The sequence below is a fragment of the Mesorhizobium sp. M1399 genome, from assembly GCF_040317735.1.
Lineage (GTDB): Bacteria > Pseudomonadota > Alphaproteobacteria > Rhizobiales > Rhizobiaceae > Mesorhizobium.
The window spans coordinates 166,444-193,222 of record NZ_JAMYKZ010000004.1; the positions used below are offsets into that span (position 1 = coordinate 166,444).

At 63.7% G+C, this 26,779-nt stretch carries 33 protein-coding genes, 1 tRNA gene and 1 pseudogene; 10 read left to right on the plus strand and 25 right to left on the minus strand.

Features of this window, described 5'->3' with window-relative positions:
* Window positions 1-8: 8 nt before the first annotated feature.
* The 6 genes from NKH05_RS07925 to gcvA all read right to left on the minus strand — a co-directional run bounded on the left by NKH05_RS07925 (window position 9) and on the right by gcvA (window position 6,294).
* Window positions 9-779: an L-iditol 2-dehydrogenase gene (locus NKH05_RS07925; protein ID WP_352484352.1), complete on the minus strand. Its 771-nt coding sequence runs from the start codon at window positions 777-779 to the stop codon at window positions 9-11.
* The gene (locus tag NKH05_RS07930) at window positions 776-1,780 is read right to left on the minus strand and encodes an ABC transporter ATP-binding protein (protein ID WP_352484353.1); all 1,005 of its coding nucleotides are present in this window, start codon (window positions 1,778-1,780) and stop codon (window positions 776-778) included. The genes NKH05_RS07925 and NKH05_RS07930 overlap by 4 nt, the downstream gene beginning before the upstream one ends.
* Before the next feature lie 50 nt (window positions 1,781-1,830).
* Complete coding sequence (locus tag NKH05_RS07935; RefSeq protein WP_352484354.1) at window positions 1,831-2,655, minus strand: carbohydrate ABC transporter permease; 825 nt, start codon at window positions 2,653-2,655, stop codon at window positions 1,831-1,833.
* Between the two features lie 208 nt (window positions 2,656-2,863).
* Window positions 2,864-3,736: a carbohydrate ABC transporter permease gene (locus NKH05_RS07940; protein WP_031195183.1), complete on the minus strand. Its 873-nt coding sequence runs from the start codon at window positions 3,734-3,736 to the stop codon at window positions 2,864-2,866.
* A gap of 113 nt (window positions 3,737-3,849) precedes the next feature.
* Window positions 3,850-5,160, minus strand: coding sequence for an ABC transporter substrate-binding protein (locus NKH05_RS07945; RefSeq protein WP_023722530.1), 1,311 nt, complete (start codon window positions 5,158-5,160; stop codon window positions 3,850-3,852).
* A gap of 222 nt (window positions 5,161-5,382) precedes the next feature.
* The gene (gcvA, locus tag NKH05_RS07950; protein ID WP_023722531.1) at window positions 5,383-6,294 is read right to left on the minus strand and encodes a transcriptional regulator GcvA; all 912 of its coding nucleotides are present in this window, start codon (window positions 6,292-6,294) and stop codon (window positions 5,383-5,385) included.
* Between the two features lie 110 nt (window positions 6,295-6,404).
* On the opposite strand from gcvA, the gene NKH05_RS07955 reads away from it, so the two are divergent.
* A complete protein-coding gene (locus NKH05_RS07955) occupies window positions 6,405-6,590 on the plus strand; it encodes a hypothetical protein (RefSeq protein WP_352495054.1) in 186 nt (61 codons plus the stop codon).
* Between the two features lie 75 nt (window positions 6,591-6,665).
* On the opposite strand, the gene NKH05_RS07960 is transcribed toward NKH05_RS07955, so the two are convergent.
* A complete protein-coding gene (locus NKH05_RS07960; RefSeq protein WP_023722533.1) occupies window positions 6,666-7,625 on the minus strand; it encodes a sugar-binding transcriptional regulator in 960 nt (319 codons plus the stop codon).
* A gap of 360 nt (window positions 7,626-7,985) precedes the next feature.
* On the opposite strand from NKH05_RS07960, the gene NKH05_RS07965 reads away from it, so the two are divergent.
* Window positions 7,986-8,618 (plus strand): HAD family hydrolase, encoded by a 633-nt coding sequence (locus NKH05_RS07965; protein WP_352852147.1) that lies wholly within the window; start codon window positions 7,986-7,988, stop codon window positions 8,616-8,618.
* A 111-nt stretch (window positions 8,619-8,729) separates the two neighbouring features.
* Here NKH05_RS07965 and NKH05_RS07970 read toward each other — a convergent pair whose 3' ends face one another.
* The 7 genes from NKH05_RS07970 to ureC form a co-directional block, all read right to left on the minus strand.
* A complete protein-coding gene (locus NKH05_RS07970; RefSeq protein ID WP_352791971.1) occupies window positions 8,730-9,497 on the minus strand; it encodes a class II aldolase and adducin N-terminal domain-containing protein in 768 nt (255 codons plus the stop codon).
* An 86-nt stretch (window positions 9,498-9,583) separates the two neighbouring features.
* Window positions 9,584-10,225, minus strand: a complete 642-nt coding sequence (gene ureG, locus NKH05_RS07975; protein ID WP_352791970.1) for an urease accessory protein UreG — start codon at window positions 10,223-10,225, stop codon at window positions 9,584-9,586.
* Window positions 10,222-10,662: a DUF3995 domain-containing protein gene (locus NKH05_RS07980; protein ID WP_023722538.1), complete on the minus strand. Its 441-nt coding sequence runs from the start codon at window positions 10,660-10,662 to the stop codon at window positions 10,222-10,224. The genes ureG and NKH05_RS07980 overlap by 4 nt, the downstream gene beginning before the upstream one ends.
* Complete coding sequence (locus NKH05_RS07985) at window positions 10,659-11,330, minus strand: urease accessory protein UreF (RefSeq protein WP_352495055.1); 672 nt, start codon at window positions 11,328-11,330, stop codon at window positions 10,659-10,661. The genes NKH05_RS07980 and NKH05_RS07985 overlap by 4 nt, the downstream gene beginning before the upstream one ends.
* Complete coding sequence (locus NKH05_RS07990; RefSeq protein ID WP_023722540.1) at window positions 11,323-11,907, minus strand: urease accessory protein UreE; 585 nt, start codon at window positions 11,905-11,907, stop codon at window positions 11,323-11,325. The genes NKH05_RS07985 and NKH05_RS07990 overlap by 8 nt, the downstream gene beginning before the upstream one ends.
* 56 nt (window positions 11,908-11,963) lie before the next feature.
* Window positions 11,964-12,557, minus strand: a complete 594-nt coding sequence (locus tag NKH05_RS07995) for a hypothetical protein (protein WP_023722541.1) — start codon at window positions 12,555-12,557, stop codon at window positions 11,964-11,966.
* Between the two features lie 47 nt (window positions 12,558-12,604).
* A complete protein-coding gene (gene ureC / locus NKH05_RS08000; RefSeq protein WP_502913234.1) occupies window positions 12,605-14,317 on the minus strand; it encodes an urease subunit alpha in 1,713 nt (570 codons plus the stop codon).
* A gap of 179 nt (window positions 14,318-14,496) precedes the next feature.
* On the opposite strand from ureC, the gene NKH05_RS08005 reads away from it, so the two are divergent.
* The gene (locus tag NKH05_RS08005) at window positions 14,497-14,880 is read left to right on the plus strand and encodes a hypothetical protein (protein ID WP_023722543.1); all 384 of its coding nucleotides are present in this window, start codon (window positions 14,497-14,499) and stop codon (window positions 14,878-14,880) included.
* A 126-nt stretch (window positions 14,881-15,006) separates the two neighbouring features.
* Window positions 15,007-15,501, plus strand: a complete 495-nt coding sequence (locus NKH05_RS08010) for a hypothetical protein (RefSeq protein ID WP_023722544.1) — start codon at window positions 15,007-15,009, stop codon at window positions 15,499-15,501.
* Window positions 15,502-15,527: 26 nt separating this feature from the next.
* Here the strand turns inward: NKH05_RS08010 and NKH05_RS08015 are convergent, their stop codons facing one another.
* From NKH05_RS08015 to NKH05_RS08035, 5 genes are read right to left on the minus strand one after another with little or no spacing between them, the layout of a single operon-like run.
* Entirely contained in the window at window positions 15,528-15,833 is a 306-nt protein-coding gene (locus tag NKH05_RS08015; protein WP_023722545.1) for an urease subunit beta, read from the minus strand.
* An 8-nt stretch (window positions 15,834-15,841) separates the two neighbouring features.
* On the minus strand, window positions 15,842-16,435 hold the full coding sequence (locus tag NKH05_RS08020; protein WP_031195187.1) for a HupE/UreJ family protein: 594 nt from the start codon (window positions 16,433-16,435) through the stop codon (window positions 15,842-15,844).
* Window positions 16,436-16,470: 35 nt separating this feature from the next.
* Window positions 16,471-16,728, minus strand: a complete 258-nt coding sequence (locus tag NKH05_RS08025) for a DUF1272 domain-containing protein (protein ID WP_023722547.1) — start codon at window positions 16,726-16,728, stop codon at window positions 16,471-16,473.
* 23 nt (window positions 16,729-16,751) lie between these two features.
* A complete protein-coding gene (locus NKH05_RS08030) occupies window positions 16,752-17,054 on the minus strand; it encodes an urease subunit gamma (RefSeq protein ID WP_023677011.1) in 303 nt (100 codons plus the stop codon).
* Between the two features lie 28 nt (window positions 17,055-17,082).
* The gene (locus tag NKH05_RS08035; RefSeq protein ID WP_502913235.1) at window positions 17,083-17,904 is read right to left on the minus strand and encodes an urease accessory protein UreD; all 822 of its coding nucleotides are present in this window, start codon (window positions 17,902-17,904) and stop codon (window positions 17,083-17,085) included.
* A gap of 223 nt (window positions 17,905-18,127) precedes the next feature.
* Between NKH05_RS08035 and NKH05_RS08040 the strand changes: the two genes are divergently transcribed.
* The 3 genes from NKH05_RS08040 to NKH05_RS08050 all read left to right on the plus strand — a co-directional run bounded on the left by NKH05_RS08040 (window position 18,128) and on the right by NKH05_RS08050 (window position 20,436).
* Window positions 18,128-18,382: an acyl carrier protein gene (locus tag NKH05_RS08040; RefSeq protein ID WP_023677013.1), complete on the plus strand. Its 255-nt coding sequence runs from the start codon at window positions 18,128-18,130 to the stop codon at window positions 18,380-18,382.
* A gap of 4 nt (window positions 18,383-18,386) precedes the next feature.
* Window positions 18,387-19,595 carry a beta-ketoacyl-[acyl-carrier-protein] synthase family protein gene (locus NKH05_RS08045; protein WP_353025236.1) on the plus strand — a complete coding sequence of 403 codons (1,209 nt, stop codon included), beginning with the start codon at window positions 18,387-18,389 and terminating at the stop codon, window positions 19,593-19,595.
* 136 nt (window positions 19,596-19,731) lie between these two features.
* Window positions 19,732-20,436, plus strand: a complete 705-nt coding sequence (locus tag NKH05_RS08050; RefSeq protein WP_353025237.1) for a glutathione S-transferase family protein — start codon at window positions 19,732-19,734, stop codon at window positions 20,434-20,436.
* 21 nt (window positions 20,437-20,457) lie between these two features.
* Here NKH05_RS08050 and NKH05_RS08055 read toward each other — a convergent pair whose 3' ends face one another.
* The 3 genes from NKH05_RS08055 to NKH05_RS08065 form a co-directional block, all read right to left on the minus strand.
* Window positions 20,458-20,814: a hypothetical protein gene (locus NKH05_RS08055; RefSeq protein WP_352816696.1), complete on the minus strand. Its 357-nt coding sequence runs from the start codon at window positions 20,812-20,814 to the stop codon at window positions 20,458-20,460.
* Between the two features lie 86 nt (window positions 20,815-20,900).
* Window positions 20,901-21,521 (minus strand): nucleoside triphosphate hydrolase, encoded by a 621-nt coding sequence (locus NKH05_RS08060; RefSeq protein WP_352495059.1) that lies wholly within the window; start codon window positions 21,519-21,521, stop codon window positions 20,901-20,903.
* A 345-nt stretch (window positions 21,522-21,866) separates the two neighbouring features.
* A complete protein-coding gene (locus tag NKH05_RS08065) occupies window positions 21,867-22,973 on the minus strand; it encodes a hypothetical protein (protein WP_353005785.1) in 1,107 nt (368 codons plus the stop codon).
* A 248-nt stretch (window positions 22,974-23,221) separates the two neighbouring features.
* On the opposite strand from NKH05_RS08065, the gene NKH05_RS08070 reads away from it, so the two are divergent.
* A complete protein-coding gene (locus NKH05_RS08070; protein WP_502913236.1) occupies window positions 23,222-24,112 on the plus strand; it encodes a D-alanyl-D-alanine carboxypeptidase family protein in 891 nt (296 codons plus the stop codon).
* A 37-nt stretch (window positions 24,113-24,149) separates the two neighbouring features.
* On the opposite strand, the gene NKH05_RS08075 is transcribed toward NKH05_RS08070, so the two are convergent.
* Window positions 24,150-24,956, minus strand: coding sequence for an AraC family transcriptional regulator (locus NKH05_RS08075; RefSeq protein WP_353025239.1), 807 nt, complete (start codon window positions 24,954-24,956; stop codon window positions 24,150-24,152).
* Between the two features lie 197 nt (window positions 24,957-25,153).
* Here NKH05_RS08075 and NKH05_RS08080 point away from each other — a divergent pair, with 197 nt between their 5' ends.
* Window positions 25,154-26,074 carry a zinc-binding dehydrogenase gene (locus tag NKH05_RS08080; protein WP_352856047.1) on the plus strand — a complete coding sequence of 307 codons (921 nt, stop codon included), beginning with the start codon at window positions 25,154-25,156 and terminating at the stop codon, window positions 26,072-26,074.
* A gap of 154 nt (window positions 26,075-26,228) precedes the next feature.
* Window positions 26,229-26,305: transfer RNA gene (locus NKH05_RS08085), tRNA-Arg, on the plus strand.
* 64 nt (window positions 26,306-26,369) lie between these two features.
* Here the strand turns inward: NKH05_RS08085 and NKH05_RS08090 are convergent.
* Both NKH05_RS08090 and NKH05_RS08095 read right to left on the minus strand, forming a co-directional pair.
* On the minus strand, window positions 26,370-26,513 hold the full coding sequence (locus NKH05_RS08090) for a hypothetical protein (protein WP_353025306.1): 144 nt from the start codon (window positions 26,511-26,513) through the stop codon (window positions 26,370-26,372).
* A gap of 33 nt (window positions 26,514-26,546) precedes the next feature.
* Window positions 26,547-26,678: pseudogene (locus tag NKH05_RS08095) on the minus strand (type ISP restriction/modification enzyme); the annotation flags it as partial.
* Between the last annotated feature and the right edge of the window lie 101 nt (window positions 26,679-26,779).

The following is a 26,779-nucleotide window of genomic DNA, read 5'->3' on the forward strand; positions in this document are numbered from 1 at the left end:
TCGCCCCCTCAACTCATCCACTGGCCGCCATCGACATTGTAGGTCTGGGCAACGATGTATTCGGCCTCATCGCTGGCCAGGAACACCGCCATGCCGGTGAGGTCTTGCGCCGTGCCCATGCGGCCATAAGGCACGGCTTCGCCGACCAGTCTCTTCTTCTCGCCCCTCGGCCGGTTCTCGAACTTGGCGAACAAGGCATCGACATGGTCCCAGTGCTCGCCGTCGACGACACCCGGGGCGATGGCATTGACGTTGATGCGGTGCTTGATCAGGTCGAGCCCTGCCGACTGGGTGAGCGAGATGACCGCCGCCTTGGTGGCGCAGTAGACGGCGACCAGCGCCTCGCCGCGGCGCCCGGCCTGGCTTGCCATGTTGATGATCTTGCCGCCCTTGCCGCGGGCAATCATCGAACGGGCCGCAACCTGAAGCGTAAACAGTGTGCCGGCGACGTTGACCGAGAACAATTTGTCGTAGCTTGCCTTGCTGATCTCGACGATCGGCGCCAGGTCGAACAGCGCAGCGTTGTTGATCAAAATATCGAGGCCGCCGGCTCTGGTTTCGACCGCCTTGACAGCCGCATCTATCGACGCGAGATCGGTGACGTCCAGCTTCACCGCGTAGGCGTTGCCGCCGATTTCCGAAGCCGTCTTCTCGGCAGCCTCGAGATTGATGTCGCCGATGGCGACGGTCGCGCCCTCCCGCATGTAGGCTTCGGCAAACGCCCTGCCGATGCCGCGCGCCGATCCGGTGATCAGCGCCGATTTACCTCCGAGCCTCATTGCAGCATCGCCTTCCCATCGGTGCCAAAACGATGCAGCTTGGTCTTGTCCGGTGTCAGATAGATTGTGTCGCCGTGATGGGCGGCAAGTTCGCCGTCGGCACGCACCGTCAGCTGCCCGACACCATCCGCCTGGACGTGCAAAAACGTGTCGGAGCCGAGATGTTCGGCAACGCCGACGGTCGCCTTCCAGTCGCCTGACGTCTTCGAAATGTTCATATGCTCCGGGCGGATGCCGACTGTCCTGGCGCCATATTTGGCGGCCGGCTCGCCTTCGATCAGGTTCATCTTCGGCGAGCCGATGAAACCGGCGACGAACAGGTTCTTCGGTGTCTTGTAGAGCTCCATCGGCGAGCCGACCTGCTCGATATTGCCGGCGTTGAGCACGACGATTTTGTCGGCCATGGTCATGGCCTCGATCTGGTCGTGGGTGACGTAGACCATGGTGGTCTTGAGCTGGTGATGCAGCTCGCTGATCTCCAGCCGCATGGTGCCGCGCAGCGCCGCGTCGAGATTGGACAAAGGCTCGTCGAACAGGAAGGCGGAAGGCTGGCGCACGATGGCGCGGCCGATGGCGACGCGCTGCCGCTGGCCGCCGGAGAGCTGGCCGGGGCGGCGATCTAGGTAGTTGGTGAGGTTCAAGATGCGGGCGGCGTCCTTCACCTTCTTGTCGATGGTCGCCTGGTCCTCGCCCGCCATCTTCAGGGGGAAAGCGATGTTCTTGGCCACCGTCATATGCGGGTAAAGCGCATAGGACTGGAACACCATGGCCAGCTTGCGCTTGGCCGGCGCCTCGCCGGTGACGTCGCGGCCATCGATGATGATGGTGCCGCCGCTGGTGTCCTCCAGGCCGGCAATCAGACGCAACAGCGTGGACTTGCCGCAGCCCGACGGGCCGACGAAGACGACGAACTCGCCGTTCTCGATGATCAGGTCGAGGCCGGGGATGATGGACGTCGCCCCGAAGGATTTGGAGACGTTCTTGAGCGTGATGTTTCCCATGATTTCCTCCCCCGAAGGGCTGTTTTTCGTTTTGCGTCAGGCGATGCCCGTTACTTTACCGCCCCAAACGTCAGGCCGCGGACCAGCTGCTTCTGGCTGAACCAGCCCATGATCAGGATCGGCGCGATCGCCAGTGTCGAGGCGGCCGAAAGCTTGGCCCAGAACAGCCCCTGCGGACTGGAGAAGGAGCTGATGAAAGCGGTGAGCGGCGCTGCCTCGGTGGTGGTCAGCCGGATCGTCCAGAACGCCTCGTTCCAGGCGAGGATGATGTTGAGCAGCATGGTCGAGGCGATGCCCGGCACCGCCATCGGCGTCAGCACGTAGATGATCTCGTTCCAGAGCGATGCGCCGTCCATGCGCGCCGCTTCCAGGATCTCGCCCGGGATCTCGCGGAAATAGGTGTAGAGCATCCAGACCACGATCGGCAGGTTGATCAACATCAGCATGACCATCAGGCCGATGCGGCTGTCGAGCAGTCCTGTATCGCGGAAGATCAGATAGATCGGGAACAGCACGGCGACGGCCGGCATCATTTTGGTGGAAAGCATCCACATCAGGATGTCCTTGGTGCGTTTGCTTGGCGAAAACGCCATCGACCATGCCGCCGGAACGGCGACAAGCAGAGCCAGGACGGTCGAGCCGACCGACAGGAACACCGAGTTCAGGAAGAATTTGAAATAACCGTTCTGCGCCTGGACCTCGGAATAGCTCTCCGTGGTTCCCGACGGGAACAGGTTGAAGCCCTGGATGGCCTCCTGCTCCGATTTGAACGAAGTGATGATCGTATAGAGGATCGGGAAGAAGATCAGTAGCGCGACGATCCAGGCGGCCGCGGTCGCAATCGTCTTGTGCTGGGTGGTGACTGCACGTGCCATCGTCAGGTCCTCCCGTATCGGCGATGTTGGCGGCAGGGTCGACCCCCACTCCGGTTTGCTGCGCAAACCACCTCTCCCCCGATCGACGGGGTAGAGGAAGGGTGCGGCTTCGATGCAGGCGTTTCCTCTCCCCCGGGCAGGGGGAGAGGTGTCCCGCGCAGCGGGACGGAGTGGGGGTGGTTCAGCGCACGTGCCATCGTTTCCTCCCTTATTTATCCAAATTCTTGCCGACGGCGCGCATGGCGAAGAAGGCGACGATGTTGGCGAGAATGACTGCGATGATACCGCCGGCGGACGCCTGGCCGATTTTGAACTCCAGCAATGCCTTCTGGTAGACGAGGAAGGGCAGGTTGGTGGAGGCATAACCCGGGCCGCCATTGGTGGTGACGAGGATCTCGGCATAGACCGACAGAAGGAAGATCGTCTGGATCAGGATGACCACGGTTATGGCGCGCGACATATGCGGCAGCGTCAAATAGATGAAGCGGCTGATGAAGCCGGCGCCGTCCATTTCGGCGGCTTCCTTCTGCTCGCCGTCGAGCGACTGAAGCGCGGTCAACAGGATCAGCGTCGCAAACGGCAGCCACTGCCAGGCGACGATGATGATGATGGCCAAAAGCGGGTGCTGCCCGAACCAGTCGATCGGCTGCCCGCCGAAGAAGCGCGCAATATCGGCGAAGACGCCGTATTGCGGATGCATGATCATGTTCTTCCAGACCAGTGCCGCCACCGGCGGCATGACGAAGAACGGCGAGATGACGAGGATGCGGACGATGCCCTGTCCCCACATCGGCTGATCGAGCAGAAGGGCCAGCAAGATACCGCCGATCACCGTGATCAAAAGCACGCTGACGACGATGGTGAGCGTGTTGAGGATCGACTGCAGGAATGCCGGGTTGGAATAGAACAGCGCGTAGTTCGAAAACCCGACGAAGCCGTCGCGCATCGGATTGAGCGGATTGTACTGCTGGAAGGAGAACCACAGTGTGAATGCCAGCGGTACAATCATCCAAACCAGCAGCAGCACCACGGATGGCGCCATCATGAAGCGGGCAAGCGAACGGGTCTGCTGAGTAGCCATGACGGTCACCCTTCGAGGTCAGCCAAGTTTTCAGCGGTGTGAAAGCCGGCCGCCCGAACTGGGATTCGGGCGGCCGTTGCCGGTCGCCATTGGCAACCGGCACCGGGAGGAGCCTACTTGATGTAACCGCCCTCGGTCATCGTCGCGGTGGCGGCGTCCTGCGCCTGCTTCAGGGCGTCGTCGACGCTCGACTGGCCGGCAAGTGCCGCCGAGAAGAGCTGGCCGACAGTGGTGCCGAGGCCCTGGAACTCAGGAATGGCGACGAACTGGACGCCGACATAAGGCACCGGCTTGACGGTCGGATGCGTCGGATCGGCGGAGTTGATCGAGTCCAGCGTCATCTTGGCGAAAGGTGCTGCCTTCTGGTACTCGGGATTGGCATAGAGCGAGGAGCGCGTTCCCGGCGGAACGTTGGCCCAGCCTTCCTTCGAGGCGACGAGCTCGGCATAATGCTTGCTGGTAGCCCAGGATACGAACTTTTGAGCGGCGTCGGCCTTCTGCGTGCCGGCGGGGATGGCCAGCGACCAGGCCCACAGCCAGTTGCCGCGCTTGCCGAGGCCATTGTCCGGCGCCAGCGCATAGCCAACCTTGTCGGCGACGGTGGAGTTCTTCGGATCAGAGACGAAGGAAGCAGCGACGGTGGCGTCGATCCACATGCCGCATTTGCCCTGCTGGAATAGCGCCAGGTTTTCGTTGAAGCCGTTGGATGATGCGCCCTCGGGGCCATCGGCCTTCATCAGGTCGACATAGAACTGCAGCGTGTTCTTCCACTCGGGCTGGTCGAATTGCGGCTTCCAGTTCTCGTCGAACCAGCGCGCGCCGAACGAGTTCGACATGGCGGTCAGGAAGGCCATGTTCTCGCCCCAGCCGGCCTTGCCGCGCAGGCAGACGCCGTTCACGCCGTTGGCGCGGTCGGTCATCTTGTCGGCAGCCTGCTTGATGAAGTCCCAGGTCGGTGCATCGGGCATCTTGAGCCCGGCCTTTTCCATCAGATCCTTGCGGTACATGACGAAGGAGCTTTCGCCGTAGAACGGCGCGGCGTAGAGCTTGCCGTCGACCGACAAGCCGCCGGCAATGGCCGGGATGATGTCCTTGACGTCATAGTCGTCGCCGAGCTTGTCGAGCGGCAGGAGCCAACTCTGCTTGGCCCAGATCGGCACCTCATAGGTGCCGATGGTCATCACGTCGTACTGGCCGCCCTTGGTGGCGATGTCGGTGGTGACGCGCTCGCGCAGGACGTTTTCCTCGAGCGTGACCCACTGCAGCTGGACGTCGGGATTCTTGGCGGTGAAGTCGTCGGTCAGCTTCTGCATGCGGACCATGTCGCCATTGTTGACCGTGGCGATGGTGATGGATTCGGCATGCGCGGCGAAAGCAAGCGCGCTGGCCGACAACAGGCCTAGGGTGAACGTGCGAAGTTTCATCAAAATTCCTCCCATGAACCAAGATGAGCATTTGCCTTGGCTGTGAGCAATTACTCACTTACCGTGAATTATGTCAAGCCGGATTCGTTGCTGCAGCGCAGCACGCTGGTCTCGTGCAGCGGCAAGCCTGGGACACTCGCGGTATATGTGGAGAAGGGTTGGGTCGGGCTCATCGCGCCGTCAAAAGCCGGAGCTTTGCTGTCCGGGTGGCCTGGATTCGGCCTACTGGCAAGCGATCTCGTTCAGGATCCAATCACGAAAGGCGCGGATCTTCGGCACGTTGCGCCGCGCTGTCGGGTAGACCAGCCAATAGGCATGGCCGTCGTCACCAACAAGATCGAAGGGCTGAATCAGGCGGCCGTCGGCAAGTTCGGTCTTGAACAGCGCCTTGGTGACGATCGCCACGCCGTGGCCGGCAATCGCGGCATTGGCCTCGTAGGCCTGCGCGCCCATGCTGGTGCCGGTGCGTTTGGCCAATTCCGCGACCGGCAGGCCGGCGGCGGCAAACCAGTCCCGCCACCAGATGTCGCCCGGGTCGAGGATCGGCAGCCGTAGCAGGTCGGCCGGTTCGTTGACGCCGCCGATGCTTGCCGCGAGCTTTGGACTAAGGACCGGCGTGAAGTCGGCCCGGAACAGCATATGGGTCTCGACGCCCGGCCAATTGCCGCCGCCGGAGCGGATGGCGATGTCGATATCCTCTCTGGCAAAGTCGACAACCCTGTTCGAGGTATCGACGCGCACCGCCAGCGACGGATGCGCGACCTGGAACGAGCCGAGATGCTGCGCCAGCCAATTGGAGGCAAAGGTCAGCAGCGTCGAAACGCAAAGCACGCCATCGGCGCCGGTGCGCGCGGCGGCATAGGCGCCGCTCAACAGCGCGAACGCTTCGCTGACCGCGGGCGCCAGGCGTTGGCCAGGTTCGGTCAGCACGATCTGTTTTGGCTGGCGCAGGAACAAGGGTGCGCCGATGCGCTCCTCCAAAAGCTTGATCTGATAGCTTGCCGCCGCCTGCGTCATGCCAAGCTCCTGGGCGGCCTTGGTGAACGAGAGATGCCGCGCCACCGCCTCGAACACCCGGATCGCCTGAAGCGGAGGAAGCTGCGAAACCAGCTGTCGTGAATTGAGCTCCGGCATAAGCCCTCCTTATGGGCAATGATCGACGTTTGATTGGCGGCACCGGCCGGTCCTACCGATATTCCGTGTTGAAGATCAATTACGCCTAGAGATAGCGAAGGCTGACGATCATGACCACATTACAGGAAAAGCTGCTTCTTGCTCCAGCCCATGGCTGGTTTTCACGGCTGGCGCGGGGATTGGCAAGGCACGCAGCGCGGAAACGGGCCTATCTCGACGTCCGGGAACTGCCGCCGCATCTCCAGCGCGACATGGGCTTCCTCGACGGCAACGATCCTTGTGGCCGGCACCAATAATGTCGCTCGTTTTATCGAGGGTTCAGCTGCGTTTCGATTTCACCTGATCGTTTCCGACCGCCAGCGGCTCTGAGATCATGCGCCGGCCAGCAAGGCGGCGGCGGTCCGCTCATCGGTGATGAGGCCGTTGACCAGCCGCCGGTTGACGGCGGCGAAGATGCCCGGCAGCTTGCGGTCGCCCATGGCAAGCGCGATCACCAGCGACTTTTCGCGCGACGGCAGCGGTGCCGACGAGACCCGGTCGTTGGTGATGCCCTCGATCATGCGGCCGTCACGATCGAATACCCAGCCGACGATCTCGGCGACGCCGCCGGCCTTCTGCAGCGCCTTCAATTCACCCTCCGAAATGAAGCCGTCCTCGTAAAGCGGCGCCTTCGGGCCAAGATCGCCGATGCCGACAAAGGTGACGTCGGCCTCGGCCGCAAGCGCCAGCGTCGGCTGGATCATCGGCTGGCTGAGCAGCATCTCGCGCTCCTCCGGCGAGGAGGCGATGACCGGCAAAGGCATCGGAAACGAGCGCGCCTTGACCCTGTCGGCCATGGTGAAGATGACGTTGTAGAAGGCCGCCGAACCGTCTGGCGAGATATTGCCGGTCAGCGACACCACCTTGTGCTGCGGGCATTCCATCGGCGGCAGCTGCTCGATCGCGGCCTTCAGCGTGCGGCCGGTGCCGATCGCCATGACGATCGGTGTGGGCGACCGCAGCCGCCGTTCGATCTCCGCCGCCGCCGCCTCGGCGACGCCGATGACGGTGGAGGACGAAGACGGGTCGCTCGGCACCACCTCGACCAGATCAAGCGCAAAGCGCGATTTCAGCCGTGCCGCAAGGTCGAGGCAATTGGCGATCGGATGGTCGACGCGCACCTTGATCAACCCTTCGGAGACTGCGAGCGACACCAGCCGCTGCGCCGTCTGCCGGGAGATGCCAAGCGTGGCGGCGATCTGGTCCTGGGTGTTGCCGGCAACGTAATAGAGCCAGCCGGCGCGCGCCGCGTCGTCCAGCCTGTTGCCGCCGCTATCCTGCCGCGAATTCAAGGTCCTGCCTCCCAGCCCGCCGAGCATGAGAGGCGGAGCACCATAGTTTCGCAGGGAATGAGGTTGTGCGCAATTGCCTATTGGAAGAGCAATTGCTTAAGGTCCGGACTTGGTGCTTCGAGCGAAGTGACGGGGCCGACCTAGTCTCGTCGCAACAGCAAGGCTGTCGAGGTCGCACCAATCTCGGTTCCAAAGCGCGACGTGTTCGATCGGCCTCATGCGATCCGCTTTAGATTCTTTTTTATGCATGTCGTTATCACAAAACCGCTGCACACTTTTGCGCGACATGCATTAGCGGGGACGCGGCGGTTTATCTCCCACGCTAAACGCTTTAAGGGATTTTGGAGAATGGAGCCTTGCATGACGCCGAAAGCGGTTTTCTGGGATATGGACGGCACGCTGGTCGACAGCGAGCCGCTGCACGAGGCGGCGCTGATTGCGGCGCTGCACAGCGTCGGCATCGCGCCGCCGGCCGACCTGCACGAGCGGGTGCTCGGCATCGCCGCATGGCCGGTCTACGAAATGCTGCGCGACGAGTTCGGCCTCGACCTGCCTTTCGACGACTGGATCGTGCGTAAATACGATCACTATCTGCCGATGGCGCAAACGCTGACGCCTCGCAGCGGCGCGATCGAGATTTTCAATGAGCTGCGCGCGCTTGGCGTGCCGCAAGCGGTGGTGTCCAACTCGGACAGGCTGATCGTCGATGCCAATCTGCGCGCCGTAGGCCTCGTCTATCCCGGTATGAAGACGGTCAGCCGCAACGACGTGCGCGAAGGCAAGCCGCACGCCGAACCTTTCCTGCGCGCCGCCTGGCTGGCCGACGTCGATCCCGCCGAGGCCGTGGCGGTCGACGACAGCGTGACGGGCGCCACGGCGGGGCTGGCAGCGGGAATGAAAACGATCTTCTGGCCAGAGGTGCCCATGGAAGGGCCGCCGGGGGCGATTGTCATCAACGGCGCCGACGAATTGCGGGCTCATTTGGGGCTGTAAGCTTGGCTGAAAAGGCCGCCGCAAGCTAGACTTCCTGCAACGCCGATGATTGGCGAAACCAGCGATAACAGCGTCCTTCTCCCCGTCATTGTACGGGGAGAAGGGCGCAGCTCAGTACCGGTAGACAGGCTCCTGCTCGTCGAGGATAGCCTTCAGTTCGGAGAGGTGGCGTTCGGCCTGGCCGGGATAGTCTTCCTGTTCCCTTGCCGCTTTCTCTGCGATCTCATCCGACAGTACCCGCAGCGGCCGGCCGGTCCACAGCGCCTTGATATAGGTTTCGGCGGCGCGCTCGAAATAGAACATGCGGTTGAAGGTGTCGGCGACGCTGTCGCCGATGACCAGCACGCCATGGTTGCCCATCACCATCACCTTGACCTTCGGGTCGACAAGAAGCTGCGAGCAGCGCTCGCCCTCTTCCTCGAGGGCCAGCCCGCCATAATGAGCGTCGACGACATGGCGGTTGAAGAAGATCGCCGAGTTCTGGTCGACCGGCGGCAGCGTCGAGTCGGCGAGCGAGGCAAGCACGGTGGCGTGGATCGAGTGGACATGCATGACGCAGCGCGCATGACGCACGTTGCGATGGATGGCGCGGTGCAGGCCCCATGCCGTCGGGTCGGGCGCATTCGGGCCTGTCAGCGTGTCGGGATCATTGGCGTCGATCAAAAGCAGGTCGCTCGCCTTGATGCGCGAAAAATGCACCTGGTTAGGGTTCATCAGGAATTGCGAGCCATCGTCGTTGACCGCCAGCGAGAAATGGTTGGCCACCGCCTCGTGCATGTTGAGCCGCGCCGTCCAGCGGAAGGCGCAAGCGAGGTCGACGCGCTCCTCATAGAACGGCAGGTTGGTCAGCACTTCCTTCTGCAGGCGCGTGATGCTCATCGTATGTCTCCGCGAATGGAGCGAGCATGCCGCGCGGCTGGAACACCCGCAACCGATTTCGTTTGGTGCAGGCGAGCACTGTCGCCTTACGCCGCCGTGCTGGCGGCGGCGCCGACCCTTAGGCCGCCATGCTCGACGATAAAATCGATGACCTCCTGCAGCCCCTTGCCGCGCGACAGATCGGTGAAACCGAACGGCCGCTTGCCGCGCATGCGGGCGGCGTCGCTCTCCATGACATCGAGATTGACGTTCACATAGGGCGCAAGGTCGCTCTTGTTGATGACCAGGAAATCGGACCGGGTGATCGCCGGTCCGCCCTTGCGCGGAATCTCCTCGCCCTGGCAAACCGAGATGACATAGAGCGTCAGGTCGGCAAGGTCCGGCGAGAAGGTGGCGGCGAGGTTGTCGCCGCCCGATTCGATGAAGATGATGTCGAGATCCGGGAATTTTTTGGTCATTTCGGCAATCGCCTGCAGATTGATCGAGGCGTCCTCGCGGATGGCGGTGTGCGGGCAGCCGCCGGTCTCGACGCCGATGATGCGATCTTCGGGCAGCGCCTGGAGGCGCGCCAGCATCATGGCGTCCTCCTTGGTGTAGATGTCGTTGGTGACGACGGCGATCGAGAACTCGTCGCGCAGCGCCTTGCAGAGCTTTTCGGTGAGCGTCGTCTTGCCGGAGCCGACCGGACCGCCGATGCCGATGCGAAGAGGGCCGTTCGGGGATATCATGCGGGGAACTCCGTGAAGGCAAGGATGGCGAAGCCGAGGCCGATCAGCAGGCACAGCGGCGAATAATAACGCAGATCGAGCCGCGCGAAAGGTTGCTCGGGCGTCAGCCGGCGCCACCACGGCGTGAAGCCGGCAATGCCGCGCGCCAGGAAAACCAGCGCGATGAGCAGCGACGTGGCGGCAAGCCCGGCCTTGGGAAAGGGCGTGGCAAAGATGCCCTCGAGCGCCATCGGCCACAGTGTCGCCAGGCCGAGGCAGGCGGCAACGGCGAAGCTGGCGAAGGGCGCCGGCATTTCGTCGACGCCATGAAAGCCGATGACGGCGCGGGCGCAGGAGGCAGCATCCCTGCCCGGCCAGATGCCGCCAATGGCCCAATAGACATGCAGCGCGGTGATCAGCAGCAGAACCAGCGAGAGGGCGAAAGCGAGGACGATCATGAGCGGAACAGCCGCGAATACTGGGTCTCGTGCCTACTCGCCGTGATGTCGGAGATAAAAGCGCAGCCGCCGAGATCGTCGAGCGTCGAGCCGGTAGCGCGGGCCGCGGTCGCCAAGGCCAGCGGCTCGAAGCCGGCGAGCAGCGTCATCGCAGCACTCTGGCCGACGACACCGAGCCGGATCGCTGCCTGGACGAGGTTGGAAAAGAAGGCCTGCAGGAAGGCGCCCAGCGCGTCCCGCAGCATAAATCCGTGGCCGCCGGCGACGGCACCGACGGCGACGCAATAGGCACATTCGGCCGGCAGGCGGTCCAGCACCTGGCACGGCCAGGCCGAGGCCGCCTTCAGGAAGGCGGCGCCCTGCAGCATGGTTTCGGCATGACGCTCGCGCGAGCCGGCTAAGGCCTCGCCGAGCGCAGCGACCTCGACGAGATCGCCGGCTTCGCGCGCCCGGCGCCAGCTTTCGGCAAACAGCACCGCATCGTTCCAGCCGGAACCCATCTCGACCAGCGTTTCCAGCCACGCGGCGAGGTCTTTGCTGTCGGCAACCAGCCCGGCATGCACGGCTTGTTCCAGGCCATGGCTGTAGGAAAAGCCGCCGACCGGGAAGGAAGGCGACAGCCACGCCATCAGCCGCAACAATGCAATGTTGGAAGGCTGGTCAGTCATGGTCATGGTCGTGCGAATGGCTGTGGGAATGCGATTCGCTATGGCTATGAGAATGCGCTTCGGCGTGGCTGTGCGTATGCGCCTCGGCATGAGCATGGCCGTGCCCGCCATGGCCGGAATAAGCGCCGCGCACCGGCTTGAACGGCTCGGAGACGTCGCTCACAATGGCGCCCAATCCCTCCAGCATCGCCTTGATGACATGGTCGCGCAGGATGAGGATGCGCCCAGCTTCGATTGCGGCGGCGAGATGGCGGTTGCCGATGTGCCAGGCAAGCTCGGCCAGATGGACAGGATCGCTGGCCCTGATGTCATAGAGCGGCTCCTCGGCCGCGATGATCTCGATTTGGCGGCCATCCTCCAGCACCAGCCGGTCACCATGGTTCAACGTCACCGGTTCGGGCAGGTCGACCAGCACCTTGTCGCTACGGGCCGTTTCGATGGCGCGACGGCGCAGATGCCGCTCGTCATGAGCAAGCACCGCACGGTCGTATGGCGTGGCAGTTCCGGCTTCGCCTGCGGCCAGGACGGAGACGGCGCGCGGGAATTTGGTGAAGTCGGTGCGAATATCGAGCTTCATGTAAGACTGCCTTTCGCAAAAAGCCTAGACTATCCGGTCCGCCGCCCCAATGGGGCTCAGACGATCGTGTCGAAGAGCCGCAGGATGAACGATATCTGATAGACGAGCGCGCCGGCGACAAAGGCGATGTGAAAGCGGCGGTCGCGCAGCAGGATCGCAATGACGCAAAGCGCGACGAAAACCGGCGTGCGGATCAGATATTCGATGCCGAAATGGGCGAAATGCTCCGGCCCTTTCAGCAGCGTGTCGATCACGTCGAGCAGATAGGTCGCCGCCAGCAGGCCGAAGAACCAGGCCCGGCGCGAATAAAAGAAATCCTCATAGCTGGTGTAGTCCAGCATCGAATCCGGGAACAGCAGCGCGCAGAGCAGGAACAGCGCGACGGCGTAGAAGATGATGAACAGGTATTTGCCGAAGGTCCAATTCTCGATCTGGAACAGGCCGAACTCCCACCACCAGAAATGCACCAGCATCAGAAGCACCGACGCAACCCAGGCGAGGTGCACGGGATAGAGCCGGTACTGGCCGGGATGCTGGACGATGCGGGCGAGCCCCGACAGCAGCCGTGTGACGCCAAGGCCGATCACCATGCCCAGGACAATGCGGATATGCGGGAAAATGTCGTGGGCGTAAGGGAGTTGCTGGTCCATAGGCCTGGCGCGGCATGTTCTACATCGGTCGTTCTAACGCCTATGGTTCAGAACAGGAAGTAGCGTTGCGCCATCGGCAGCACGGTGGCCGGCTCGCAGGTGAGCAACTCGCCGTCGGCGCGGACCTCGTAGGTCTCGGGGTCGACCTCGACATGCGGCGTGGCGTCGTTGAGCACCATCGAATGCTTGCCGATGCCGCCGCGGGTATTCTCGACCGCCACCATCTGCTTGTCGACACCGAGCCTGCCGCGCAGGCCGGCGTCGAGCGCGGCTTTCGAAACGAAGGTCACCGACGAATTGGTCATCGCCTTGCCATAGGCGCCGAACATCGGCCGATAGTGCATCGGCTGCGGCGTCGGGATCGAGGCGTTGGGATCGCCCATCGGGGCGGCGGCGATCATGCCGCCGATCAGCACCATGTCCGGCTTGACGCCGAAAAAGGCGGGGTTCCACAACACGAGGTCGGCGCGTTTTCCCACCGCCACCGAGCCAATGTCCTTCGACAGGCCATGCGCGATGGCCGGATTGATGGTGTATTTGGCGATGTAGCGGCGGACGCGGAAATTGTCGTTGTCGCCGGTCTCCTGCGGCAGCGAACCGCGCTGGCGCTTCATCTTGTCGGCGGTCTGCCAGGTGCGGATCGCGACTTCGCCGACGCGGCCCATGGCCTGGCTGTCCGACGAGATGATCGAGAAGGCGCCGATGTCGTGCAGAATGTCTTCGGCGGCGATGCTTTCCTTGCGGATGCGGCTTTCGGCAAAGGCGATATCTTCGGGGATCGACGGCGACAGATGGTGACAGACCATCAGCATGTCGAGGTGTTCGGCCAGCGTGTTGACCGTGTAGGGGCGGGTCGGATTGGTCGAGGACGGAATGACGTTGGGCAGGCCGCAGACCTTGATGATATCAGGCGCGTGGCCGCCGCCGGCGCCTTCGGTGTGGAAGGCATGGATGGTGCGGCCCTTGATCGCCGCGACCGTGTTTTCGACGAAGCCGGACTCGTTCAGCGTGTCGGTGTGGATCATCACCTGCACGTCGTAATCGTCGGCGACCGACAGGCAGCAGTCGATTGCAGCCGGCGTCGTGCCCCAGTCCTCGTGCAGCTTCAGCGAGCAGGCGCCGGCGAGCACCATCTCCTCGAGCGCGGCAGGCAGCGACGCGTTGCCCTTGCCCGACAGGCCGATATTCATCGGGAAGGCATCGAAAGACTGGATCATGCGTGCCAGATGCCACGGCCCAGGCGTGCAGGTGGTGGCCAGCGTACCGTGCGCCGGGCCGGTGCCGCCGCCGAGCATGGTGGTGATGCCCGACATCAGCGCTTCCTCGATCTGCTGCGGGCAGATGAAGTGGATATGCGCGTCGAAGCCGCCGGCGGTCAGGATCTTGCCCTCGCCGGCGATGATCTCGGTGCCCGGGCCGATGATGATGGTGACGCCGCCTTGAGTATCCGGATTGCCGGCCTTGCCGATCGCGGCGATACGGCCGTCCCTGAGGCCGATATCTGCCTTGACGATACCGGCGGTGGCATCGACGACCAGCGCATTGGTGATGACGGTGTCGACCGCGCCTTGCGCGCGCGAAACCTGGCTCTGGCCCATGCCATCGCGGATGACCTTGCCGCCGCCGAATTTCACCTCCTCACCGTAAAGGGTGAGATCCTTTTCGACCTCGATGAACAGTTCGGTGTCGGCGAGCCGGACCTTGTCGCCAACGGTCGGGCCGTACATCTGCGCATAGGCGGCGCGGGTGATTTTAGCCATCAGCAATTGCTCCCGAAATACAGCCCGAAAATACCGCTTGTCGAAGCCGGGACCCACATTGCCGCCATCCTATGGTCACGCAATGACCCGCTGAGCGACACTTTCCGATCCCATTTGGCGGTTGAGGTGGGCGGGCCACCCCAAAACGACCATTTGCCAATCGATGGAAAGGAACATCCATGCGCAAAACGACCCTTCTGGCAGCCGCCGCCACGCTGGTGCTCGCAACCGCCGCCAGCGCCCAGCAACAGCCTGCGCAGCAGCCCAGTCCGGCGCCGGCCGCTCCTGCTCCTGCCGCGCCCGGGGCGCAGCCGCAGGCGCCCACCATTCAGGCGATCAATGTCGTCGATATCAAGGATCTGCCGGCGGACACTCAAGCCAAGGTCAACGAGGTGATCGCTAAGCGCAGCGATGCCGATTTGCAGAAGCTGCGCGGCTCGATCGACGCGACACCGGAGGTCAAGTCCGCGCTCGAAGCGAAAGGACTCACCTCGGCGCAGGTGATCGCCGCCAGCATGAGCACCAATGGCGCGCTGACGCTGATCACCAAGAAAGCCAGCTGACGAGGCGAGGCGGCGGGCCGGCGCCCGGTCAGCCCGCCGCGTCGCAAAGGGAACCTTCACAGGGGAAGTTACGTTTCGGTCCTGTCGCCCTGACACAAGCCTCGAAAAGGAGCCTGAGAACGAGCGATGGCGATCACCACCTTCTCCGACACCAGATGGCTGCATGGGATTGCTGCGACCGCGTTTCTGGCAGCCAGCATTCCGCACGCCGCGCTGAACGCGCAGAGCCTCGATAGCGCCGAGACCGTCAACCGGATCGTCGGCTCGGAGGTCGGCCAGGAAGAGACCAAGACAAATGCGGAAGCCGGCAAGGTCAGCTCGGCGATCGACCGCACGCGTGAAAACATCGCTGTCGTGCGCAAGACGTCCAAGCTCGACAAGGTCGATATCGTGTTTCTTACCGACGCCGCGCGCACCGAAGGCGGCCCGCCGCCGGCGATCGAAAACAAGGTCAGGCAACATCGGGACGACATTGCCGAGCTGCGCAAGGAGATCGAGGCGAACGCATTGCTGTTCAACGCCATCGACTCGCGGAGAGTGCAAACCGAGGACGTTCTGGCGGTGGAATTCGACGATCCGGGAAAGGTCGTCATCTATGCGGCGGCCAAGCCGCCCGGCTGAGCCGAAACTGCTCGACGCCTTCGATCTCACAGCTTGCCCATGATCTTCTGCTGAAATCCGTAGACCTCGCGCTTGCCGCCGAACGGCACCAGGGTAACGTCACGCTCCTGCCCCGGCTCGAAGCGCATGGCGGTGCCGGCAGCGATGTCGAGGCGCATGCCGCGGGCCTGGTCGCGATCGAATCTCAGCCCTTCATTGGTCTCGAAGAAATGATAATGGCTGCCGACCTGGATCGGCCGATCGCCGCTGTTGGCTACCTTCAAGGTGACGGTCGCCAGACCCTTGTTCAGCTCTATCTCGCCGCTTGCCGTGATGATTTCACCTGGGATCATTGCGGCCCTCACAGGACGCCGAAAGCAAGGCCGGCGCCAATCGTGGCACAGGCGGCCCCGGCGACGCGGGCAAGTCCGCGGAAGCGCCAGCCGAGGTTGAAACCGGCAGTGATGCCGACGGCGTGGAGCAGCGCGGTGGCGGCGGCAAAGCCCGCCATGTAGCCGAGCCCACCCGCATTTTCGGGCACCTCGGTGCCGTGGGCATAGCCGTGGAACAACGCGAACAGGCCGATGACGGCGACGCCGGCCGAGACCGGAAGGTCGACGGCGAGCGCAACCAGCAGCCCGAGCACCACGACGGACGCCAATATGGCCGGCTCGACGAAAGCCATCGGCACATGCAGGATGCCGAGCGCGCCGCCGGCCAGCATGATGCCGACGAAAGCCAGCGGCCATGCCCAGATCGCTTTGTCGCCCTTGAGTGCTGCCCACAGGCCGACGGCAATCATCACCGTCATGTGATCGAGGCCGGAGAGCGGGTGGGTGAAGCCGGCGGTGAAGGACGAAACCGTGCCGTCGCCGACATGGGCATAGGCTGGCCCAGCTGCCGCCAGCAGCAGGACCGCCGACAGCGTTGTGCGTTTCATCGTAGCGGGGATCATCGGCGTACCTTCCATCTTCGAGATCATCATGCCTCTCACGCGGCCTTGCGGGCCGGGCCGCAGCCCTCTGCCTTGAGAATGCGCTGGGTCGAGGCCGGATATTTCTTCAGCATCGCTGCCGGACGGATCGGGCGGGCCGAGAAGTTGCCGCCACAATTCGGACAGGCGCCGCCGAGCACGTTTTGGGCGCAGTCCGCGCAGAAGGTGCATTCGAAGGTGCAGATCACCGCATCTGTCGCATCGGGCGGCAGATCCTTGTCGCAGCATTCGCAGTTGGGACGCAGCTCAAGCATTTTCCTCTCCTCGCCTTTGGTGATTATCTGATCGGTTCGTGCACGGTCACCAGCTTGGTGCCGTCGGGAAACGTCGCCTCGACCTGCACATCGTGGATCATTTCGGCAATGCCTTCCATCACCTGCGCCCGGGTCACGACATGGGCGCCGGCCTCCATCAGCTCGGCGACCGCGCGCCCGTCGCGGGCACCCTCGACGACGAAATCGGTGATCAGCGCGATCGCTTCCGGGTGGTTGAGCTTGACGCCGCGTTCGAGCCGCTTGCGGGCCACGATCGCCGCCATGGCGATCAGCAGCTTGTCTTTCTCCCTCGGCGTCAGATTCATGCTTTTTCCTGCAGTGGCATAATCGAAATCAGAGTGACCATAATTTGGGCAGGCCCGCCCGCCCGTTGAGCAATTCGACAAGCGGCACCAGCCGCTTGCGGAGCTGGTAGCCGTCCTCGGCGAACAGCCTCGCAAGAAGCTTGCCAGATTTCCGCACACTCCAGAAACTGACGCCGCCCTGGCCGCCGACCATGCCCCGGGCCGGCTCGAGCAAAGCCTCTGCCCGCGGCGACACCATCAGCAGCGTCGCCACGGCGATGCCGCCACCGGCCACAGCCGTACGGTTCAAGGTGGCCGCAATGTCGGGCCCGATGCGGAACTCCTCGGCATGGACCAGCGCTCCGTCCTGGCGAACGCGCCAGCGGTCGTGGAAATAGCCTTGCGCTGCCCGTTCGCCCATGGCCAGGCGGCCGAAGACAGTAGCCTCCAGGATCAGCGCCTCGGCTTCGGCGGCAAGCTCCACGTCAAGCGTGCGGGCAAAGACCGAGCGGTCGAAGACGATGGTTTCCTGCGGCAGCCAGGCAATGTGGCCGCCTTCGCCGACGGTCAGTTGCACCCGCACTTCGGCGCGATCGGATGCGGCGCGGTAGATTTTCTCGCAGGCCTGCGTTGTTATGGTTGCTGAGGCGCCGGCACCGACATCGACCTGCCAGGCGAGACGGTCGCCACCGGTCAGCCCACCGGCAGTGTTGATCAGGACAGCTTCGAGCGGATCGGCCGAGACTGCCGGCATGCGGATCTTGGCCGAGCCGTCCTGGTACAGGCGCCGAAGACGCGTGCGGCCTCCGTTCCAGTCGCAGCCAAGCCGCGCGACGCCGGCAACGCGCTGGGCCGGCGGCACTGAGCTCAAGCTATATGCGATCGTGTCCACGACACCAACGTTAAGCACTGCGGCGGCTTTGTCGATATATAGCTTGTTGCTTGACAGCGTTTCGGTTTCTATAGAGGGAGCCACCTTGGTACGGTCATCGGCGCCTGGCGGGGGTAAAAGGCGACGATGACGACGTAATCGGGGACAAAAGGGGCGCTGATCAGTTGGCGTCGGGAAACGACAGAGTTGGGGAAGAAACCGAATGGCTGACCAGCTGGCAAACGATATCATCGCCAAGATCAAGGCTCATGCCGAGCCGGGCGGCGAGGAAATCACCACCAGTACCGAACTGACCGCCCTTGGCATCCATTCGCTGGAACTGACGGAAATCATCTTCGATCTCGAGGAAGAGTATGGCATCGAAATCGAGATGAACACGGTCGATGCCTGGAGCAATCTGAAGAATGTCGGCGACATGGTCGAGGCGGTTCGCGCGCTGATCGCGAAAAAAGCCTGACTGAATGCACAAGCGCATCGTCATCACGGGCATCGGCGGGTTATGCGGGCTCGGCACCAATGCACCAGCAATATGGAATGAGATGCGCACCGGCCGTTCGGCAATCGGTGCGATCGTCAATTCCGAGCTGTATGACCTCAAGGTCAGGGTCGGCTGCGAAATCAAAACGCTTCCCGAGCACGGCATCGACCGCAAGCAGGTCGTGTCGATGGACCGCTTCAGCCTTCTGGCGACGATCGCCGCGCGGGAGGCGGCACAGCAGGCGGGATTGAACCCGCACGCGGCCAACACCTATCGGATGGGCACCATCGTCGGCGTCGGCGTCTGCGGCTGGGAGGCAATCGAAGAGAGCTATCGCGCCATCCTGCTCGAAGGCAAGAACCGCGCCGGCATCTTCACCGTGCCGAAAGTAATGCCGGGCGCTGCCGCCGGCCACGTCAGCATGAATCTTGGTCTGCGCGGGCCGGTCTTCGGCATCACCTCTGCCTGCTCGTCATCCAACCACGCCATTGCCTCGGCGGTCGACCAGATCAGGCTCGGCCGGGCCGACGTCATGGTCGCCGGCGGCACCGATGCGCCGCTGGTCTGGGGCATCCTCAAGGGCTGGGAGGCCCTGCGGGTCTTGTCGCCGGACACCTGCCGGCCGTTTTCGGCCGATCGCCAAGGCCTTGTGCTCGGCGAGGGTGCGGGCATGGTGGTGCTGGAAACCTATGAGCATGCCATGGCGCGCGGCGCCGCCATTCTTGCCGAAATCGCCGGCGTCGGCCTTTCCGCCGACGCCTCCGACATCGTTGCGCCGACCATCGAAGGGCCGGAGGCGGCGATGCGCTTCTGCCTCGTCGATGCCGGGCTCAATCCGGAAGACGTCGACTATCTCAACGCGCATGGCACCGGCACCAAGGCCAACGACCAGATCGAGACGGCGGCGATCAAGCGTGTCTTCGGCGGCCATGCCTACAAGCTTTCCATCTCCTCGACCAAATCGATGCACGCCCACTGTCTCGGCGCGTCCGGCGCGCTGGAAATGATCGCCTGCGTGATGGCGATCCGCGACGGCATCGTGCCGCCGACCGCCAACTACCGGGAAGCCGACGCCGACTGCGATCTCGACATCACGCCGAACGTGGCGCGTGAGCGCGCGGTGCGCACCGCGATCAGCAACAGCTTCGCCTTCGGCGGCACCGATGCGGTGCTGGCGGTCAAAGCCGTCTGAACCGCACCCCTTGCCGGGTTTCGTCGGGGCCGGTGAAACTTTCCATGCGCATATTGATCGCGCCAGGCGTCGCGCCTAACTCTCTGCGACCCGCCGTGACCGCGCCGTTCGGGGCGCCCCCCGACCAGGAGTTTCGATGACCGATCTGTCCGCGTTTCCGATTGCCACGCGCTGGCCGGCAAACCATCCCGACCGCATCCAGCTTTATTCGTTTCCGACGCCGAACGGGGTGAAGATATCGATCGCGCTGGAGGAACTTGGCCTGCAGTACGAGCCGCATGCTGTCGACATCGGCAAGAACGAAAGTTGGACACCGGAATTCCTGTCTTTGAACCCGAACGGCAAGATACCGGCGATGATCGATCCGGACGGCCCGGGCGGCAAACCGATCGGCCTGTTCGAATCCGGCGCCATCCTGCTCTACCTCAGCGACAAGACCGGCAAGCTGGTCCCGGCAGACGCAACGCTGCGTTACGAGACGATCCAGTGGGTGTTCTTCCAGATGGCTTCGATCGGGCCGATGTTCGGCCAAGTCGGTTTCTTCCACAAATTCGCCGGGCGCAAAATCGCCGACAAGCGCCCCCTGGAACGTTATCGCGACGAGTCGCGACGGCTGATCGGCGTCCTCGAAACGAGGCTCAAGGGCCGCAGCTGGATCATGGGCGACGATTACACCATCGCCGACATTTCGATGCTTGGATGGGTGCGCAATCTGATCGGCTTTTATGAGGCACGGGAACTCGTCGGTTTCGACGATTTCCCCAGCGTCGGCGCATGGCTGGAGCGCGGCCTTGCCCGGCCGGCGGTGCAGAGGGGCCTCACCATTCCGGCCAGAGCCTGATCGAAAGCCAGACTGGCCCGGCTATTTTGCCTTGGTCCGGGGTTTCGAGCCCTTGCCGACTACGGAAGCGGCAAGCGAGGCCGCACCTTTGGCGGTCGCAAGCACGGCACCGGCGGCGACGTTGGCCGTCGTTTTGACGGTGCGCATTGCGCTGCCTGCGATCGATCCTCTGCTGCTTGCCGGCTTTTTGGGCTTGGGTGCAGCGGCTTTGGCCGCGGCAGGCACCACCTTCTTCGGCGCCGCCTTGCCAAAGCTGGGCTTTGCCGCGTCCTTGGAGCGGGCCGCCACTGCCGGGCCGGCGCTGGTTTTCGCTCGCGTTGCTTTTGATCGTGTTGCCCTGCCCTTGGCGGGCGCAGGCTTTCTTGCCATGGTTTCCATCGAACTGTTCCCTCATGCGGCACGATTGCCGTGTCCGGGATAACGGCCTGAAAGTGTTAAGGTTCCGGCCGAACAGTCCTTACAGATCAGGCCTGTTCACCAACCACCAGGTCGGCGGGCCGCCGACGGGCAAGCACGCGATCGATGTTCGGCATGTCGTTGGAAGCAATCCAGGCGCGCGCGTCCTCGTCGGACCGGCCGTGCTCGTGCCATCGCTCCAGCAGTCGGCGCTCGAGGTCGGCGCGCGGCACATCGACAAAGATCGAGAAGTCGAACAGCGGCGCCAGCCGCGTCCATGGCTCTTCGTCGAGCAGCAGATAATTGCCTTCGACCAGGATGAATTTGGTGTCGGCGGCGATGATCGCAGCGGCGGCGCGCGACAGCTCCATGCTGCGGTCGAAGACCGGGATCGCGATATCCGGCTCGCCGGCGCGGATGCGCTTGAGCAGCGTTTCGAAGCCGGCAAAATCAAAGGTTTCCGGGGCACCTTTTCGTTGGCGAAGGCCGCGTCGCTCGAGCACGACATCATCGTAATGGAAGCCATCCATCGGCACGACTTCTGCCGTGCCTTCCGGCAGCAGGTCGTGCAAGCCTGCCGACAATGTCGATTTGCCGGCGCCGGGCGGACCGGCAATGGCAACGATGAAGCGCGGTGCCTTGCCGGCGCGCTTGAAGATGGCAGCAGCAATATGGGCGATCTCGGACATTGGAGCCTTTCTGGCTGAGTGTTTTCGATCTTGGCGACAATTCGCGGGAATTTCAAACCCGAGATTAGTTTCCTCGCTCAGGGATTTTGACCGTCCGTCGGCAAATCGCAAAGCTTTGAGATTGCCCGAAACGATCGTCCCTTTCGTCATCCTGGGGCGGAGCAAGGAGCGAAGCGACGCAGCGCAGACCCCGGGATCCATGCCGTGACATCAGGGCGCCTCAGCGGCGCAGAATTCTGTTCCGCCGCATTCCTCGACGACGGTCGCGGCATGGATCCCAGGGTCTCCGCGACGTCGCTTCGCTCCTGCTCCGCCCTGGGATGACGAAGGTGGGGAGGCGAGTTCTCAAGCTGGGGCCGACCTGCCGATCCGCAGGAAGTCGCTGTCGAAGCCAATGTCGCGCACGGCGCCGTCGGCGGCCAGGATGCGCATGCGGCCCGGTAAGCTCGCGACGTCGCGCGGCGGCTCGCCGGACGGCCACGGCAGTGCGCCGATGACATGGCGGAACGAAAAGCTGCGCCCTTCAGAAAGCGCAAAGGCGGTCGCCACGCCTTCGCGCTTCAGCCAGTTGTCGCCGAGCGATGCGGCGTGGCCGACAGCGGTGCGGCCATCCTCGATGCCGAGCACGCCGCGATGGCGGCCGCTCCATGGCGCATAATCGCGCCCGCCATTGCTGACCCACAGCATGGTCACCGGCAGTTCAGCCGGGTTCTTCAGCACCAGCACGAGATCTGCTTCCGCCTGGCGCGCCAGCGCGGTCCAGCCCGGCCCGCCATGATCGGCCTCGACCAGCGTGACAAAGTCCTCACGCTGCTGGTCCATGCGATAGGCGGTCAGGTCGATCATGCCGCCGTCGGCGGCGGGAAAGCGCGTCAGGTCGGCGGTCCGTGCCGGGTAGGCGAGCAAAGAGCGGCCGCGAGCCGGATCGGGTTCCGGCGCCTCGTTCGGCGTTGCGGCAAAGCGCTTCGCCGAGAAAGCCAGCCTGCCGCCGGCCGTCATTACCGTCATCGGGTGGTGGGCGACGGGAATGGCGCCGACGCCGCCGGAAAAGACGTGCTCCTGATAGAGAACGGGATGATCGTCGCGCAAGGTCAGGATCTTGTCGACGGTTGCGCCCATGACCGGGCGCTGCAGACGGAAGACGGCGCGCCAGCCATCGGCCGTCGCGGCGCTGTCGACGACGTCCCAGCGACTATTGGCCGGCCAGCCATGCAAAGGTGCCGCTTCGACGTCGCTGGTCGAGAACGGCGCGCAGAGGAAATCGCCGGACAGGTGGACCGTCCCTTCAGGCAGATCTTTCGGCAGCGTCTCGCGCGGCTCTTCGACCCAGGGTGCGCGATGCAGCGGCTTCAGCCGACGGCCGTCGATCTCGATCGCCATGTCGGCGAGATGGCCGACGGCAAGATCAACCGATACCGAAATCCCCTTTGCCGTAATCGTGACCGTATCCATATGCACCTACCGATTCTGCCAGCCCGATTCTGGCGGCCCGATTCTGCCGGCGCCAGCAAAGCCCACTCGCCGCCCGTTGCGCAAGCGCGGTGGCCGGCAATTCGCATCGGACGGCTTGGCACAGCCGCCACGTCGGCCTGTGGACAGGGCACCATTCCAGGGTTCCGACGATATTAACCAAATGGACTGTGCCTTTGCGTTAAGATAGCTTCGCCTCGTCTCAGAAACAGCCTGCCTTCGGAACTGACTTGTCCGCCTTCCGGTTCTTTTCGCTCATCCACAACTACGTCGCCATGCTGGCGCTGCTGCTGCTTGCTGCCGGCTGTACGACGGTGACGCCGCCCGACAGCGTGCTGGCGGTGCCGGCGCCGCCGCAGAAATATGCCGCGATGGTCATCGATGCCGGCACCGGCAAGACGCTGTTCGAGGTCAATTCGACGGCGCCGCGTTATCCGGCGTCGCTGACCAAGATGATGACGCTGTACCTTCTGTTCGAGGCGCTGGACCAGGGCCGTATCAGCAAGGAGACGCAAATTCCGGTGTCGGACAACGCCGCCCGGCAGCCGCCGACCAAGCTGCGGTTCAGGCGCGGCGAGACCATCGACGTCGATTCGGCGATCCGCGCCATCGTCGTCAAATCGGCCAATGACGTGGCGGTCGCCGTTGCCGAATATCTCGGCGGCAGCGAAGAGGCGTTCGCCGGCATGATGACCGCCAAGGCGCGCCAGATCGGCATGAGCAGCACGGTATTCCGCAACGCCTCGGGCCTGCCGGACGGCGACCAGCACACGAGCGCGCGCGACATGGCGGTGCTCGGCATGGCGCTGCACGCCCGCTTCCCGCAGCATTTCCACTATTTCTCCGAAAGCGACTTCATGTTTCGCGGCAGGCTGGTGCGCGGCCACAACGACATGCTCGGCCGGGTGCGCGGCGTCGACGGCATCAAGACCGGCTACATCCGGGCTTCCGGCTTCAACATCGTTACCTCCTATGATGCGGACGGGCGCAGGCTGATCATCGTGGTGATGGGCGCCGACAGCGCGCGCCAGCGCAACGACCACGTCGAAGCGCTGATCCAGCGCAGCCTGTCGACGGCATCGGCGGCAAAGACGCGGCTGCTGTACGCCGAGAAGCAGTGACGGCTGACGTCCGGCGGGCGGCGGATCAGGGCGCTCATCAAGCGACAAACGCAGAGCCGCCGTTTTGCGCGACACTGCTGAGATACTTTGCTGGCGGCTTGCCAAGCGCTTTCTTGAACATGGTGATGAAGGCGGTGACCGATTCATAGCCGAGATCGGCCGAAACCTGCTGCACGCTGGCGCCGGAGGCCAGCTCGCTCAATGCGACGATCAAATGCATTTGCTGGCGCCAGCGCCCGAAGGTCAGCCCTGTCTCTTTCACCACGAGACGTGCGAGACTGCTCTCGCTGAGTGCGACGCGATTGGCCCATTCCGCCAGGGTGCTGCGATCGGCAGGATCTTGCGCCAACGCCGCGGCGATGCGCCTCAAGCGCGGCTCGGACGAGATCGGCAAATGCAGCTGCTGGACAGGCATGCGCGGCAGTTCGGTGAGCAGAGCCCTGGTCAGGAGCTCGCCCCTCGCGTCATCGTCCTCAACGCGATCCGCCAGCTCTATGATGAGCTCGCGCAGCAACGGCGTGATCGAAAGCGTGCAGCACCGGTCCGGCAGGTCGGTAGCACCCGGTTCGATATAGACGAAGAAAATCCGGGCATTGGCGGTCGCGATATTGCTGTGCTCCATGCGGCCCGGAATCCACACCGCGCAATGCGGCGGCACCATCCACAGGCCGCTGGGGACGCGGCATGTGACGCCACCGCCGAGCGCGAAGACGAGTTGCCCTTTGCGGTGGTGGTGGTCCGGCACCTCCGCCCTGGTTTCGGTAACGTCAACGCGCACGGCGATTGCCGAGGCGAGGACATCATCGGGATCGAAAGGCCAGGGGTAGCGGAGAGGCTGCCTCATATTGACTGATTTTAGCGATGAAATGCAAAGATATCTAAATTACTCAAACAGGAAAGTCGATAGTTTAGGGCCTTGAGTAACTCAGAAGCCGGCAGGCGGGCTTTCAGTGCCCTGCTTGCGTTCTGAACGTCGGATCAACAAGCCCGGCGCACGAAAACAGGCTGGCGTCCGCCATGCAGCAAGAAGGTACGATAGCAATGCTCGCCTTGGTCACATCTTCCGATAGCGCCACCGGGCTGAAACTCGCCGAGCTTGGCGAGCCCGAGCCCGCCCCGCACGAGGCGCTGGTCTCGGTGCGGGCAGTCTCGCTGAACCGCGGCGAACTGCGCCTGCTCAAGATCCGTCCGAACGGCTGGGTGCCTGGCCAGGACGTCGCCGGAATTGTCGAGCGCGCCGCGGCCGATGGCTCCGGGCCGCCCATCGGCACCCGGGTTGCGGCGCTGGTCGACGAGGCCGGGTGGGCCGAGCGTGTCGCCGTTCCAACCGACCACCTCGCCGTGCTGCCGGACGGCGTCAGCTTCGCCGCCGCCGCCACCGTTCCGGTCGCGGGCACGACCGCGCTGCGAACCCTGCGCCTCGGCGGCGACCTGGCCGGCCAGCGGGTCCTGATTACCGGCGCAAGCGGCGCGGTCGGCCGTTTCCAGATCCAGATCGCCCGCCAGCAGGGCGCGTCGGTGGTGGCGGTCGCCGCCACCCGGCATGCCGAAGATCTCCGCAACCTCGGAGCCGAGCGGGTCGTCGAATCGATCGAGCTCGCCGAAGGACTGTTCTCGCTGATTGCCGAGTCGGTCGGCGGCGACAGCCTCGCCCACGCGATCGAACGGGTGGCGCCCGGCGGGACCGTCGTCATGTTCGGCTCGAGCAGCGGCGAACTCACGCCCATCGGCTTCCGCCAGTTCGTCCCGGGTCACGAAGGCGCGCGGCTGCAGACCTTCGCCTACTACGCTTCCGGTCCGGAGGTCGGCGCCGACATCGCCTCGTTGCTCGCGCTGATCGCAGCCGGCCGGCTCGAAACGCGCGTGGTCCTGACCGTGCCGTGGCGGGACGTCGGCCAGGCCCTCGACGCGCTGCGGCAGCGCAGCATCAGCGGCAAGGCAGTGCTCACCATGACGGAATGAGCAGGCGCGGCCGCCGGACGGGACACCGTCTGGGCTGCTACGGCAATCTGAGCCCGTCCGCGATTGCCCGTTGAAGCCGGCGCCTGCTTCCGCTAAGAAGCCGTGGCTGGCCGGTTTACCGGCTGGTTCGTTTTTGGGATCACCGATCCTGAAGGCACCCGTAGCTCAGCTGGATAGAGCGCTGCCCTCCGAAGGCAGAGGTCACAGGTTCGAATCCTGTCGGGTGCGCCACCTCTCAGCGGTCCATTCCGGCCACATAGGTTACCTATCTCTCGGGAAGGGCAGCTTCCGTAAACTACCGATCAATCCCCAATTCCGCGGCGGTGAAGGCGTTCGCCGCTGCTTGCTGGTACAAAACGTCGAGTTCCGTGCCGAGTGCCAGAAGTGCGGCGATGCGTTGGATCATTTGACGAAACCATTTGCGTTCATCGTCGGTCAACGAGTTGTTGTCGCGCCGATCGGCTTGGCGGTAGCCGAGCCATTTCTTGAGAACGGGATAGCCGCCAAGCTGATAGGTCCAAACTGCTTCAGGGACGTGGGAGAAAAACGCATCATCATTGATGTAGAGGTCACCAGTGCGTTCCCCCCAAACGTCAGCGCCCACATCTCATTCGGGGCATCGTCGATGGTGAATGGTCGGGGCCTCCATCGGCCCTTGCCTCCACCCCAATAGGTGACATTGATCTTCAAATCACCGGGACGAAG